This window comes from Methanoregula formicica SMSP (genome assembly GCF_000327485.1).
Taxonomy (GTDB): Archaea; Halobacteriota; Methanomicrobia; order Methanomicrobiales; family Methanospirillaceae; genus Methanoregula; species Methanoregula formicica.
The window spans coordinates 977,894-990,675 of record NC_019943.1 but is presented as its reverse complement, the minus strand read 5'-3'; the positions used below and the strand labels follow the sequence as shown (position 1 = coordinate 990,675).

Annotated in this window: 15 protein-coding genes; 3 read left to right on the top strand and 12 right to left on the bottom strand. The window is 58.0% G+C overall.

Going from position 1 to position 12,782, the window contains the following annotated elements:
• The first annotated feature begins 27 nt into the window (after positions 1-27).
• Both METFOR_RS15505 and ppcA read left to right on the top strand, forming a co-directional pair.
• Positions 28-192 (top strand): hypothetical protein, encoded by a 165-nt coding sequence (locus tag METFOR_RS15505; protein WP_158491352.1) that lies wholly within the window; start codon positions 28-30, stop codon positions 190-192.
• Between the two features lie 58 nt (positions 193-250).
• Positions 251-1,717: a phosphoenolpyruvate carboxylase gene (gene ppcA / locus METFOR_RS05025; protein ID WP_048110820.1), complete on the top strand. Its 1,467-nt coding sequence runs from the start codon at positions 251-253 to the stop codon at positions 1,715-1,717.
• A 65-nt stretch (positions 1,718-1,782) separates the two neighbouring features.
• On the opposite strand, the gene METFOR_RS05020 is transcribed toward ppcA, so the two are convergent.
• From METFOR_RS05020 to METFOR_RS05010, 3 genes are all read right to left on the bottom strand, one after another.
• On the bottom strand, positions 1,783-3,801 hold the full coding sequence (locus METFOR_RS05020) for a monovalent cation:proton antiporter family protein (RefSeq protein WP_015285023.1): 2,019 nt from the start codon (positions 3,799-3,801) through the stop codon (positions 1,783-1,785).
• A 108-nt stretch (positions 3,802-3,909) separates the two neighbouring features.
• Positions 3,910-5,040, bottom strand: coding sequence for an endonuclease Q family protein (locus tag METFOR_RS05015; RefSeq protein ID WP_015285022.1), 1,131 nt, complete (start codon positions 5,038-5,040; stop codon positions 3,910-3,912).
• Positions 5,041-5,106: 66 nt separating this feature from the next.
• Complete coding sequence (locus METFOR_RS05010; RefSeq protein WP_015285021.1) at positions 5,107-5,724, bottom strand: SIS domain-containing protein; 618 nt, start codon at positions 5,722-5,724, stop codon at positions 5,107-5,109.
• A 486-nt stretch (positions 5,725-6,210) separates the two neighbouring features.
• On the opposite strand from METFOR_RS05010, the gene METFOR_RS05005 reads away from it, so the two are divergent.
• Positions 6,211-6,663 (top strand): redoxin domain-containing protein, encoded by a 453-nt coding sequence (locus tag METFOR_RS05005; protein WP_015285020.1) that lies wholly within the window; start codon positions 6,211-6,213, stop codon positions 6,661-6,663.
• Positions 6,664-6,722: 59 nt separating this feature from the next.
• Here the strand turns inward: METFOR_RS05005 and METFOR_RS05000 are convergent, their stop codons facing one another.
• The 9 genes from METFOR_RS05000 to METFOR_RS04960 are packed head-to-tail and all read right to left on the bottom strand — an operon-like array spanning position 6,723 to position 12,707.
• Positions 6,723-7,481 carry a proteasome assembly chaperone family protein gene (locus tag METFOR_RS05000; protein ID WP_015285019.1) on the bottom strand — a complete coding sequence of 253 codons (759 nt, stop codon included), beginning with the start codon at positions 7,479-7,481 and terminating at the stop codon, positions 6,723-6,725.
• Entirely contained in the window at positions 7,474-7,629 is a 156-nt protein-coding gene (locus METFOR_RS04995) for an RNA-protein complex protein Nop10 (protein ID WP_015285018.1), read from the bottom strand. The genes METFOR_RS05000 and METFOR_RS04995 overlap by 8 nt, the downstream gene beginning before the upstream one ends.
• Before the next feature lie 7 nt (positions 7,630-7,636).
• Entirely contained in the window at positions 7,637-8,422 is a 786-nt protein-coding gene (locus METFOR_RS04990; protein WP_015285017.1) for a translation initiation factor IF-2 subunit alpha, read from the bottom strand.
• Between the two features lie 8 nt (positions 8,423-8,430).
• Positions 8,431-8,619, bottom strand: coding sequence for a 30S ribosomal protein S27e (locus METFOR_RS04985; RefSeq protein WP_015285016.1), 189 nt, complete (start codon positions 8,617-8,619; stop codon positions 8,431-8,433).
• A 6-nt stretch (positions 8,620-8,625) separates the two neighbouring features.
• A complete protein-coding gene (locus tag METFOR_RS04980) occupies positions 8,626-8,904 on the bottom strand; it encodes a 50S ribosomal protein L44e (RefSeq protein WP_015285015.1) in 279 nt (92 codons plus the stop codon).
• A 38-nt stretch (positions 8,905-8,942) separates the two neighbouring features.
• Positions 8,943-9,683 (bottom strand): hypothetical protein, encoded by a 741-nt coding sequence (locus tag METFOR_RS04975; protein WP_015285014.1) that lies wholly within the window; start codon positions 9,681-9,683, stop codon positions 8,943-8,945.
• A gap of 35 nt (positions 9,684-9,718) precedes the next feature.
• On the bottom strand, positions 9,719-10,849 hold the full coding sequence (locus tag METFOR_RS04970; RefSeq protein WP_015285013.1) for a DNA primase small subunit domain-containing protein: 1,131 nt from the start codon (positions 10,847-10,849) through the stop codon (positions 9,719-9,721).
• Positions 10,846-12,432, bottom strand: coding sequence for a tRNA uridine(34) 5-carboxymethylaminomethyl modification radical SAM/GNAT enzyme Elp3 (locus METFOR_RS04965; protein WP_015285012.1), 1,587 nt, complete (start codon positions 12,430-12,432; stop codon positions 10,846-10,848). The genes METFOR_RS04970 and METFOR_RS04965 overlap by 4 nt, the downstream gene beginning before the upstream one ends.
• Positions 12,433-12,437: 5 nt before the next feature.
• A complete protein-coding gene (locus METFOR_RS04960; RefSeq protein ID WP_083883398.1) occupies positions 12,438-12,707 on the bottom strand; it encodes a UPF0058 family protein in 270 nt (89 codons plus the stop codon).
• Positions 12,708-12,782: the final 75 nt, after the last annotated feature.

Here is a 12,782-nt window from a genome sequence, read left to right as displayed (position 1 = left end):
TCCTTCATTAATTGTTATGATTCTCTGGTGCAGCCGGACCTCCGGAGTTGTGGCATCTTCGGGATGAATGGGGAGTATGTCGGGATCCCGCGGAGAATTCTTTCAGGCCCCCGGACAGGGACCGGAATCCCGGTCGGGCACTTCACGGAGCATTTCCCGGAGTTCGTCAACCTCAAAAATAAATATGGTTGACGATAAAACTTCACCGGCGCAAGACCGGGAACCATTCCCGCACGGCCGGTGTTTACCCATGGATGAACTGCCCAGGATCCCCCAGTGTATGAGCACCCAGCACCCGGACAATGTCCATGTTCCGTTTTTCGCAGAGACGTCCGAACTTGGTGGCGAGGACGAAGTGAAGGAGGCGTATTACATCTATTCGCATCTCGGTTGCCACGAGCAGATGTGGGACTGCGAGGGAAAAGAGGTGGACAATTTTGTGGTCAAGAAACTGCTGACAACGTACTCCCCGTTCTTTGCCGACAATATCCTCGGGAAGGATATTTTCCTGACTCTCCGGGTGCCAAACCCCCATATCGAGAAAGCCGAGGCAAAGATCCTGCTGGAAACCCTGGAGAGCATTCCCCGCTCCTTCGATGTCGCCCGGATTTTCTATAAGAACGATATCCCTCCCATCTTCGAGGTCATCCTTCCCATGACCGACACCCATACGGCCATCGACAATATCTACCAGTACTATGCGGACTTCGTGATTGGGAAGCAGTTCAAACGGCTCGGGGGACGGGATACCACGATTGCTGACTGGATCGGAACATTCTCCCCCAAACATATCAACGTCATACCGCTGTTCGAGGACCAGACGAGCATGCTGTCGGCCCATACAACGGTGGGACGGTACATCCTCGACAAGCACCTCCCCTACCAGCGGGTCTTTCTGGCCCGTTCAGACCCTGCGATGAACTACGGGCTTGTCAGTGCCGTGCTGCTCAACAAGATCGCGCTGGCAAACCTCCACCGGTTGCAGGAGGAGACCGGCGTCCCGGTATATCCGGTCATCGGCGTAGGCTCCGCCCCGTTCCGGGGGAATCTGCGGCCCGATACGGTCGACCGGGTAAGCGCCGAATATCCCTCCGCGTACACGTTCACCATCCAGTCTGCGTTCAAGTACGATTATCCTCCTGATGAAGCAAGGAACGCCGTCCGTGCGCTGGAGTCGCGGGCGGTATCCACCCCTCACCGTGTCGATGAAACGCAGTGCCTGCAGATCATGGAACGCTATACAGAGGCCTATATCCGCGAGCTCATCCCCCTTTCGGATATCATCAACCGTATCGCCGGGCATATCCCCGGTCGCCGAAAACGGAAACTGCATATCGGATTGTTCGGCTATTCCCGCAATACGGGAGGCATGAAACTCCCCCGCGCCATCACGTTCACGGCGGCCCTGTACTCCATCGGGATACCCCCCGAGATCCTCGGGCTCTCGGCACTGAGTGACAGGGACCTCGACTTCGTGCGCCGGATCTATGTCAATTTTGACCGCGATCTCTGCGATGCGGCCCGTTACCTGAACCCGGACTCGCCCTATCTGGGTGAAGGGATGAAAGATGCCCTCCTGAGCATCACCGGAGACAGAATCAACGATGACCACCGCCAGGCAACGGAGAACATCCTAAGGGCCCTGCGCGAGAGCCGGACTGCTGAGATTCAGTCGGATATCCTGCATGCAGCCAATATCAGGAAATTCCTCGGGTAGGCAGAGACTGCCGGAATGATGCCCAACGCAACCGGCCCGTATTGACAGAGTGTTCCTTTCGGTGCTTACCTGCTACCGGGAGAACCCGACAAGAAGAGACCGGTACCCTTCGCGATATCCACAGGAGAGGCATAGATGATCGCGATGTCGCCCGCATGCAGTTCCGTCTCTCCCGAAAGACCGGTAATGGTCTGGTCGCCCCGGCGGATGGCAAGGATCAGGAGGTTGGTCCGTTTCCGCAGGTTGTACCTACCCAGGGTCATCCCGTCGAGCGCCGAACCCGGTTCCACCGTGAGCGACGCAATGGTAATATGGGGGATGTGCCGCACGAGATCGGGAAGCGTGGTTTCCACGGTATTTCTGGTCCGGAGCATCTGGTAGCCATCGGCACGGACGTCATGGATAAATGTCTCGATCTGGTCACGGGGAACGAAGTACTTGTGCAGCACGAGCGTGAAGATCTCCACTGATGTCTCGAACTCCTCGGCGATCACCTCATCGGCACCAAGGGAATGGAGGTCTTTTGCCTCGCTGACGTACCGTGTCCGGACAATGATGGTGAGCGCCGGGTTGAGGCTGTGGCAGAGAGCAACAATCTTCCGGGTGGCAATTGGATCGTTGATGGCAACAACGGCGATCCGCGCTGCCGGGACACCGGCATGCGAGAGGACCCCCCCGGCAGTTGCATCGCCAAAGACAACGGATTCCCCCTCGTTCCGGGCAGCTTTGACAAGGTCGGGGTTGAGTTCAACGATGGTATACGCAACGCCCGAGCGGGCTGCCGTGCGGGCAAGGTTCCTGCCCGTGACACCGTACCCGATGATGACCAGGTGATCGGTCTTTTCCGGACTTTTCCCGTTCTCATCCACGATGCACGTGCCGCGGGCTATCCGGGCCAGCGACGGTTTGCTGCAGAGCCACCCGGTGAGCGGCTGGCCAATCCCGAGCACAAACGGCGTGGCAGCCATGGTCATCAGGGCAACGATGAGGAATGTCTGGTAAATCCCCGAAGGGATGATACCGGCAGAGAAACCGCTCTGGGCGATGATAAAGGAGAACTCCCCGACCTGTGCCAGGGCAAGGCCGGTCATGACTGCCGTGCGCAGGGGATAGCCGAGGGAAAGCGGGGCCGCGGTGGCAAGCAGTGCCTTTGCCAGGATGGCAACCGCGATCAGGAAGAGGACGATCCAGATGTTGGCAAGGAGGAACCGGATATCGACCAGCATGCCGACCGAGATGAAGAAGAAACTGGTGAAGATGTCGCGGAACGGGAGGACGATGCTCGTTGCCTGGTGGCTGTATTCAGACCCTGATATGATCAGGCCGGCGAGCAGGGCCCCGATAGCAAGGGACATGCCGGTGAACGAGACCATCCAGGCAACGCCAAAGCAGGTCAGGATGACCACGAGAAGGAAGAGCTCCTGGTTGCGGGTCCGCGCGATCTCGTGCATCACGCGGGGGATGACCCATTTCGCGAGCACGATGAGGACGAGGACGATGGCAAGGTCCTCGATGACAAGGGTGACAAGGGCTTCCGGGGAGAGGAGGGGTGTTGTGTCCTGCAGGGGAATGCTTGCAAGGAACGGAATCGCCATGATCATCGGGATGGCCATCAGGTCCTGGAAGATGAGGATCCCAAGCGCGATGCTTCCGTGAGGCGAGTCCATCTCCCCGCGTTCGTGGAGGATCTTAAGGACGATGGCCGTGCTTGACAGGGAGAACAAAAAGCCCATCAGGATAGCCTGGTTTACCGGGAGGCCCAGGACGAATGCCAGCCCGAAGAAGAAGAAGAATGAGAGCAGGACCTGGAGCATCCCGCCGACAATGGCGATGGCGCGGATCTTCCAGAGGTCCTTGAAGGAGAACTCAAGACCGATCGTGAAGAGCAGGAGGATGATGCCGAGTTCCGCGAGGCTTGCAACCTGGTCCTGCCCCTTGATGACCGAGAGGCCGTAGGGACCGACGATCGCCCCGGTGAGGATGAAGGCGACAAGCGGGGGCACCTTGATCCGGTTGAAGACCATCCCGACAAAGAGTGCCACGGCAAAAACAATCAGGATATTTGCAATCAGTCCGAGTTCCACAGATCTCTCTTCCGGATAATACTGATGCGGGGATCAAAAAAAAGATGTGCCCGATGGCAGGTCCCCGGGGACCCTTATGAGAGAAAAACGATGCGTGCCAAGGGGGGATCAGCCATTTTTCTCAAGCGAGAACGTCCCGTATTTCCCGCCCCCGCCCGGGTGCAGCACCACCGTCCCGCTGCGGAGCGCCTGCACGGCATCTCCCACCTTCGGGTGGAGTGCGCGGATCTCGGGAACGGGGACATCGATGAGGACAGCAATCTCATTGCCGAAGGTTTCGATGAACCGGGAATAGATGGTTTTGCATTTCTTCGTGTTCGGCGATGATGCCCCTTCCATGGTCTGGATGATCTGGGCGAGCGGGATGACACGGACATACGGGGGACGGGGACGGGCCTCGCTCCCGTGCGACAATTCCTTTGCACGGTCGGACACTCCTTTCTTGATGATCCCACCGTCCTTCGGGCACTTCCATGCATGCCGGACCGCGTCCTCAAGGGAATACTGCGTGTAGCAGCGGGTGCAGGCCGTGCGGTTGTACTTCCCTTCCTCGGGGAAGAATCCGGCATTCATCCCGATTGCACCCCTGCGGATTGCATCAAGGACGCCTTGGGCCCCGGGCCGGTTGAGCGTGATCCGGTTGAATTCCCTCCCGAGTTTGTCCGGGTACGGGCTGTGAGCATCGGAGTTTGTCAGGAAGGGAATATCATAAAGGTCCGGGATTGCCGCGCCATAGGAACTGTCTGCGGAGAGGCCGAGCTCGAGGAAGTCGATCTTCGCGCTGCCATAACAGGCCGGAACAGAATCGAAGTACGCGTATATCGCCGTCCACGGGGTGAAGGCATGGGCAGGGCCGACCAGCGCCCCGACATCGTGGGCTGCATGTGCGATCTCCTCGCCACTGAGGTAGACATGTGGCCTTCCCGCGGTGACAAAGCTCTTGCAGGTACCGGCAAGCAGATCGCGGAGCTGGTCGAACTGGCCCGGATCTGCAGCAAGGATCACGTGGTGGACCCGGTTCTTATCCTCAATTTCCCCCTGCGGGACAATCACGATGCCGGCATCGTTGGCGTAGAATAACTCCCATCCTTTCAGCCAGTCCGGCTGGAGGGCATCCCCCGTGCCGAGGACCTGTATCCCCTTCGTCACACAGCCACGGATCAGCTGCTCAGGCTGCATGAAGCGGGAGACCGCAATAGAGAAGGGGGAGTGGATATGGAGATCGGCGGTGACGTGCATTGTTATCAGACCATAGGAGAAGACAGGGGTTAAAACCACGGGACGGGAACTATTGTAACCCGGCCCTCATTCAGTATTGGAGAGACGTTTTTTCAGTTCAAAGGCCCCTTCCTTTCTTGCCTCCATCAGAGCAGAGATGACAGCATCGGAGAAGACCAGCGCAAGGGTCTCGAACATTGTCCCGAGCGGCGCAAAGGAGGCTTCCACCGACCGGTACTGCCCGGTCACCTGCCGTTCCTCGAAGGTCGCGGTATCGCCGTGGTAATACCCGGTGAGGTCCCCGAGGTTCACAACACAATCGGCCATCCGGCTCATGGTCGATTCGGGTGATGCCGTGACAAGGCAGACAATGCCCCCGAGCCCCTTAACCGTCTCGCAGAACGTTGCCATGGTATGGGTCTCCCCGGAGCCGGAGAACATGACCAGCGTGTCGCCCGGGCGGAGGGCGGGGGTGATGGTCTCCCCGACAACGTAAACGTCAAACCCCAGGTGGAGCATGCGCATGGCAAAGGCCCGGGCAATGATGCCGGACCGTCCGGCACCGGCTATGTAAACCCGTTGTGTCGAGAGGAGACGGTTGAAGAACGCCAAAGTCTCCTCCCTGCTGATCATTGCCGCGGATTTCTTGATCGAGTCGGCCATCTGGTCCATAAAGAGGGGAATGTCGGAGAACTCTTCGGTCATGGTACTACTGGGATGTTGTGTACTGAGCGATATGAGAGTATCGGTGGGGGTCTGCATTGCTGGTAATGGGGGTCGGGCAGGGGCAGGTGTCCACATCTGCCGGCCCGGTTGCTGCAAGATGCAGGTGAATTTTGGGAGTATATCCAAACGGGGCAGAGCGGAAAACAGCGTCTGAACGACAGCCGGATCGAGCGCAGGTTGCGCGATTTCTTTTAATAAATCTTTTCCGGAAAATTCCGGGAGGATCAACAATTGCCCCTGCCCGACCCCCCCATCAGCTTTTGCATTTTTTACCATTTTTAGGAGATTTTCCGAGATGAATTTTTTCCAACAGGTAAATCCGGTGCATAGGGGGGTCGGGCAGGGGCAGCGGGGATCACAGGACTGGCCGGGGAGGTCTGCGGTCCGGGCCTGCCCCTATCCAAAACATCATAGCACCCGGGTACCAGAAGACCACGGGATGCTGATGATATGGCAGGTACAGGAATGGTGCAGACAGGCGACAGCGCCCCGAACATCTCCGTAAAGGACCAGAACGACAAGACCTTTGATCTCTACGAGCATGCGGGAAAAAGCGTGCTGCTCTCGTTCCATCCGCTCGCGTGGACGGAGTTCTGTGCAGCTCATATGAAGTCGCTCGAAGATAACCGGAGCGTGATCCTCGAAAACAACTGCGTGCCCGTGGGAATCAGCGTTAATTTCGTTCCGTATAAAAGTGCATGGGCACAGAGCATTGGAATACAGGAGACACCGCTCCTCTGCGACTTCTGGCCGCAGGGTGCTGTTGCCATGAAGTACGGGATATTCGGGGATGCAAACGGCTTCTCCGAGCGGGCGAACATCATTGTTGATGAGAGGCAGCGGGTTGTATTTGTCAAGGTCTACCCGGTGCATTCCGTGCCGGATATCCGGGAGATCATTTCGTTCCTGAAACAATAATCCACAACAGCCATAAGAAAAGAGAGCCTTCAACGGGGCGGCCGGTCATCCCGGCCCCCTCACCCGATATAACTCAGTTCCTCGTCCTTCCCCTTTTCACCCTCGACCATGCTCTCGATGGCCTTCTCCATCTCGGCGGCACGGTCGTTAAGCTTGGTCGGGTCAACGGGAAGGTCGATCAGCTTCGAGAGCACCGACAGGACGCTTGCGGCTGCCATCGGGTCAACCAGGTACCCGCTCGTCTCGCCCATGAGGCATACGGCATCGATCCCCCGCCCGGCGGAGAGGCCGAGGATCAGGCCGGCAGCCCCGACAATCCCGCCGCCCGGCTCATCACGGTCGAACGTGACACCGGCGGCTTCCAGCGGGGGACGGAGCTCTTTCTTGTTCACGGCACCGAGAACCCGCGGCCCGTTGACGAGGTGGCCTACCCCAAAACCGCCGAGGGTGTAAATCTGTTTCACGCCCAGTTCCTCTGCGATATCGCAGTAACAATCGGCAAGGATATAGTGGCCTTCCCCTGACGTGCTCTGGTGGTCACCCACAAGGAAGACGACATCGCGCTTCCCCTCCTCGCGGTAGAGAAAGATCTCGTTTCTCGCCAGCCGTGCAAGACCGTCTTCTTCGAGAACAACCTGCGGGGGGAAGTAGATGGAGTGGATCTCCCCAATCTTCTCGGCCGAGAGTATGTGGATCATATACTCGGCAACGAGCTTTCCCACCTGTCCAATGCCGGGAAGCCCCTCGATCAGGATTGGATTAAAAAGGGGTTTTTCCGGGTAGCCATCGGCATACCGGACAGCTATGTCCTCAATCATGTTTTGCCAGCCTGCGATACCTGCCGTACTTGTCCATGGGCGAGAACCGCACCGGGTGGGCAACGGAGGTAGGCCTCCCGCAGGCAGGACAGGTTAACGAAAGGGTATAGATATGGTCTGCCGGGCAGTGCCGTATACGGCCGGTCATTGTTGTATTACTTCCCGGACTTCGGTTTCTTGACGAGCTTGCCCTCGCCACCGGCCTTCTCGAGGACCGCAATCGCTGCATTGGCGGACTTCTCGATCGCTTTCTCGGCAGCTTTGTAATCCGGGGCCTTTATCTTGATTCGGTACGTGGGGGCGCCAAGGTATAACAGTTCAATCTCTGCCCCGGCGCTCTTCGTGGCGCTTGCCTTCTCAAGTGCCTTCCGTATCACCTCGACACCGTCCGGACGGGTCGATTCCAGGATAAGGTAGCCGGTCACTTCGACGTGGGGGACCTTGACACTCTCGCCGGCCACTTTCTGGAGGGTCTCGGAGATCTTTTTGGAGAAACCGAGTTTCTTTACCGTTGTCTCGGGATCAATGACGAGGTCTTCGAAGACCGGGTAGAACGCCCCGTACTTCTTGTAGATGACATCCTCGATAGATGCGAGGGGCTCCTTTGCCTGTTCCGCGACAAACCCGAGCCACTTCTTTGCCTTGGACTCGTTCTTCCACTCGCGGATCTTCTCGCGGCGCTGGTGCTCGTTGACATCCTTTAAGGAAAGGTCGATATGGCCGCGGGACCGGTCAACGTTGAGGACCTTGCAGACGATCTTCTGGCCCTCGCGGATATGGTCGCGGATATACTTGATCCAGCCTGTGGCGATCTCTGATATGGGGATGAGCCCCTGGCGGCCGCCGTATTCATCGAGCGAGACGAAGGCAACAAAGTCCTTGACGTTCTCGACCGTGCAGACGACCAGTTCCGATTCCTGGGGCCACTCCCTGTCTGCCATGAGACGACTCACTGGAGCTCTTGGACGATCTCGGCCTTGATGTTCGCACGTCCGCCTGCGGGGGTTGCAAGCTCGCTGCCACAGACAATGCACTTGACGACTGTGCTGGCCTTCTCGAAGAGGACCTGTTCGTTCTCACAGTCGGGGCACTTTACCTTTAAGAATTTGCTCCGGTTTTCCCTGATCTGGCTTACCATGTTCGTTTACTCCGTCAGCTCGAATTTCGCGACACGGTATCCCTTGCGCAGGTGCGCCTTTTTGCAGGTGACACAGCGGTACCGTACGTTGATCTTCTTTGTCGGCTTGTCGCCGCCGGGCACCTTGGAGAACTTACCCCGGTTCCCGACATGGCCTCTCCGGGCTTTCTGCCGGTCAATCCAGTGGAGACCGGTTGTTTTGCCCTTCTTTACCTTCTCGACCTCGTGTACCTGGTGGCTCCTGCAGAAGGGACAGTAGGTCGTAAATTTTGCTGGCATCTTCATGAAAATTTCACCGATAGTCCTGATGACGAATACCTATATTATTTGCAGAGGTTGATATTTAAGACTATGTTGCGCTCGGTAAGGACCGCAGCATTTCGCTCGGGAAGCGTCACTATATCTCCCTTTGAGAGCGTATAAACTCTCCCATCCACCCCCATGAACGTATCCATGTCCTGGAGTACCCGCACGAGAGTGCAGGGGTGGGTGATCGGCCCTGAACCGGCCGGGGCTCCAGCCACGGGGGCCGGTGCCGGCCCTGCCTGCACTGCCGGGACATCTGTTTCTTCTGCCACCCCCGCTGGTTCGGAGGTTTCTTCCAGCTCATCCTCATCGCCGAGTGGGGCAGCTGCGGGTGCTGCAGCCGGGATTGGAACAGCGTGCCGTGGAGAGGTGATCGGCACATGGGGGCGGTTTCTTATCAGGAGCCCCTGGGACTGTTCGATCGCGGTCGTGATCTGGTCGAACATCTCGCGCTCCGCCGGGATCATCCGCTTCACCTCTTCGCGGTCATAATAATTTCCCTCGGCATGCATTACCGTGAGCGCGAGGATCTTCCGGGTCCTCAAAGAAAAGATGTCCTCAAGGGTCTCCCGGATCGAGAGGGTCTCATCGATAAGCGAACGCGCTTCATCGGAGAACGGGTCTTCGAACTCGTAGACTTTCTTTGTGATAGCCGCAAGCTCGGAATGCCCTTTCTCATAAAAATCAGGAGAGACAGATGTCAGCCTCCCGGTCTCCCGCTCTGAAAGAAGGATGCTGCGCAGGTCATCGAGCTTCATGATTTCGTCCCGGTATTATATATTGATCCGATTATTTATGCAATCTCCGCTATGCCGCGGCAGCAGAGAAAGACTGCCACCGCTTCCGGTACTGTAGTGATGCCCTTTTGGATCTCATAAGTGCTTCCGAGCATCGGCATCCTTAACGGGAATTTTGCATCCACCTTCACGTCGCGTGTCCCGAACACGACAGCGTCGGTGAGCGGATCGAAATCGTGTAGTTCACGGAGTTCGAGGGGCTGCACCCGCATCCCGCTTCCTCCGTGAAGGGACGTAGGCATCCGGATAAGGCGCTTCGTGTCGGTCGTGACCGGCTCGTCGGCAAGGGCTGCCCGGGAGAGGAGCCGCTTCTTAAACTCCCCTTCCTGCTGCTGGACAATATGGGAGAGGACGCGGTTCTTGAGGATCATCGGGGAGGGCCGGTTCGCGATGTCCTCCATAATCTCCTCCCTTTTCTTCAGGAATGTGGCTGCCGAATCCTTGCCAATCCCTTCGATTGCGGCGAGGTGTGCGACGGCCTCTGGTTCCGGAAGCGCCCCGATCCACCCAAGATATTCGATAAGGGCCCCGCGGTACCGCCCCGGCCACCCCGGTGCTCCCGTGAGCCTGCCCGAGAGCATGGCAGGAGGATCGATCCCGATACCGCAAACATAATCGATCAGTTCCCGGCGTTCGGAACTCCCCCAGTTCCGGAACGCGATGTCGCGGAGGTGGACATGGTAGCCCCGGCCTCCCGAGAAGACAAGGTCGATGGTCTTTGGCTCGATCCCGAACTCGTCTATCAGGATCGAGAGGAGTTTTTCTGTCTCTTCCTTGACCCGTGAGAGCATCTGGTCATACGGGCCCCGCACAATATGATCGGCGTCAAGGTCGAAGATCAAATCGGCCCCGCACCAGCCCTTGTCTGCCATCGTCCCGGCATCGGGCTTCTCGTAATATGCCGTCGAATAGTAAGCGTGCTGGGGGATGAGGTTCTGGATAAAGGAGACCATCTCGCCGCTGCCGGGAAAGCCGATGTGCCGCCGCATCCGGGTCTCGGCTGCACCCGGGTTGAAGAGGATGAAGCCCCACTCGCGCTGCTCAATCGAAGGTGGAGCGACAAGGACCGTCTTCTTGTAATATTCGGTAAACCGCTGGCGAAGGAATTCGGCTGTGGCCGGGTTCATGACAACCCCTTGATCATATAAGGCCCTCTGCGTTCATATCCCTGCCTGCGGTAATACGGCCGGACACCGATGCCACTCATGATGGCAAGATTGTAGTAACCGGCGGCCAATGCAATCTCCTCGGCCCGTCCAAGGAGCATCTTCCCGAAGTTCCGGTGCTGCCACTCCTCAGACTCGGCATCCTTTCCCAAGGGGACGACGCTGCCGTACACGTGCAGCTCGCGCATGACCGCCGCCCCTTCGAGTTCGGGGCGGTAGACCTGCGACGGGAACCGGAGCCGGGAGAAGCCGATGAGGGAATCATCCGAAACCGCCGAGATGAAGTGTTCCTTTCCTCCACAGGCCTTGTATTCCAAGACGCGGATTTCCATCCCTGCAAGGGAGGGGAGACGCCCAATCTCCCGGCAGCGGATGCACCGGCACCGCTTCCCGAGCGCCTTCAACCGGTTCTGAGCCAGTTGCCGGAAGTTGGAGTGCGGGGAGCCGGCAACGATCAGCTTGGCCGGGATATCCCGCTGGATCCGCTGGAGCCGGGTGTATTCCGGGATAAGGGACTTCCCGTACGCTATGAGATCGATAAGCTTTTCCTCATCATACGGAGAATATCCGCCCCGTTTCCAGAGATCCTCAATCTCGGATCCAGGTGTGACGAGCGTCGGGTAGATCTTCAGGAAGTCTGGCCTGAAGCGGGGATCGTCAAAGAGTGTCGCGAACATCTGCCGGTCCGCTTCGATGCTGGAGGAAGGGAGATTGGGCATCATGTGGAACCCGACCTTCAGCCCGGCGTCACGGAGGAGCGTATTCGCCGCTACCGTGTCTGCAACCGTGCAGCCCCGCCGGTTATAGGCAAGGATCACATCGTCTGTGTGCTGGACACCGAGTTCCACTTTTGTTACGCCAAGGTCAAGCATCCGGTCGATGTGCTCCCGCCGGCACCAGTCCGGCCGGGTCTCAAAGGTCATGGCAACGCACCGGATCGCGGATGTCTCATTAGCCGACTCGACCGTGGCCACCGGCAGGTACTGTGATGCAGACGTGGTTTCCGGGTAGACGTTCATTGCCTCGATGCATCGGGAGACGAATTCTTCCTGGTATCCGACAGGGCGGGCGGTCATTGTCCCGCCCATCACGATCAGTTCCACCTTATCCACGCGGTGGCCCAGCACCTCGAACTGTTCCAGCCGGGCCCGGATCTGCCGGAACGGGTCATACTCGTGCTCACGTGCCCGCTTTGCCGCCGGTTCCTCTCCGGTATAACTCTGCGGGGAATGGAACGGGTGCTCCGGCCCGCCCGGGCAGGGAAGGCACTTGCCATGGGGGCAGGGATACGGGGAGGTCATCACAGCAACCGGGGCAACACCGGACAGGGTGCGAGACGGCTTGACAAGCAGGATCCTGCGCAGGGTCTCGTACTCTTCCGGCCTTGCAGCAGCAAGGATCGCGGAGTTCTTCGGCACTGCCGGCAGGGAATACTTCCTGCAGGTCTCTATCTTAGCCGCAACAACGATGGCATCGTTGAACGCACCTTCAGGAAGGGTGAGGAGGCGGGAGATGATCTCCCGGAGAGCAGGTTCCTCATCCATGAGTATTAATGTTCAGCTGCAACCTTCTGGGAGGCAGGTTCATGAGAATAGTTCACCGCGGGCGGGACGGGGCGGTGGTGGATATGGGTAACGATCTCATCCCCGAGCGTGAGGAGAGCGTCCTTATGGGCTTTCTTGTCCTTGTGAATGTGGACAGGAGAAATTTCCAAGGAATTGTAGCGTTCAGTTCCGATCTCTTCGTTGCTGACGCCCTCGTAGTACTTCTTGATGTGGATCATCAGCATATGTAAATGCAGCAACTCTTCCTTTTGCACACTATCACCTTTTCCAAAATGATCCTTTTTTTGTAGGACAGATATATCTTATTGGTGAGGTTTATATCAGGAGCA

Excerpts from the sequence above, each read along its gene's own strand:
- METFOR_RS04995 (WP_015285018.1), bottom strand. The coding sequence starts at position 7,629 with ATGACCGGCCGTATACGGCACTGCCCGGCAGACCATATCTATACCCTT.
- METFOR_RS05010 (WP_015285021.1), bottom strand. The coding sequence starts at position 5,724 with ATGACCGAAGAGTTCTCCGACATTCCCCTCTTTATGGACCAGATGGCC.
- METFOR_RS04990 (WP_015285017.1), bottom strand. The coding sequence starts at position 8,422 with ATGGCAGACAGGGAGTGGCCCCAGGAATCGGAACTGGTCGTCTGCACG.
- ppcA (WP_048110820.1), top strand. The coding sequence starts at position 251 with ATGGATGAACTGCCCAGGATCCCCCAGTGTATGAGCACCCAGCACCCG.
- METFOR_RS04970 (WP_015285013.1), bottom strand. The coding sequence starts at position 10,849 with ATGAACCCGGCCACAGCCGAATTCCTTCGCCAGCGGTTTACCGAATAT.
- METFOR_RS05015 (WP_015285022.1), bottom strand. The coding sequence starts at position 5,040 with ATGCACGTCACCGCCGATCTCCATATCCACTCCCCCTTCTCTATTGCG.
- METFOR_RS05005 (WP_015285020.1), top strand. The coding sequence starts at position 6,211 with ATGGTGCAGACAGGCGACAGCGCCCCGAACATCTCCGTAAAGGACCAG.
- METFOR_RS05000 (WP_015285019.1), bottom strand. The coding sequence starts at position 7,481 with ATGATTGAGGACATAGCTGTCCGGTATGCCGATGGCTACCCGGAAAAA.
- METFOR_RS04985 (WP_015285016.1), bottom strand. The coding sequence starts at position 8,619 with ATGGTAAGCCAGATCAGGGAAAACCGGAGCAAATTCTTAAAGGTAAAG.
- METFOR_RS04965 (WP_015285012.1), bottom strand. The coding sequence starts at position 12,432 with ATGGATGAGGAACCTGCTCTCCGGGAGATCATCTCCCGCCTCCTCACC.
- METFOR_RS04975 (WP_015285014.1), bottom strand. The coding sequence starts at position 9,683 with ATGAAGCTCGATGACCTGCGCAGCATCCTTCTTTCAGAGCGGGAGACC.
- METFOR_RS04980 (WP_015285015.1), bottom strand. The coding sequence starts at position 8,904 with ATGAAGATGCCAGCAAAATTTACGACCTACTGTCCCTTCTGCAGGAGC.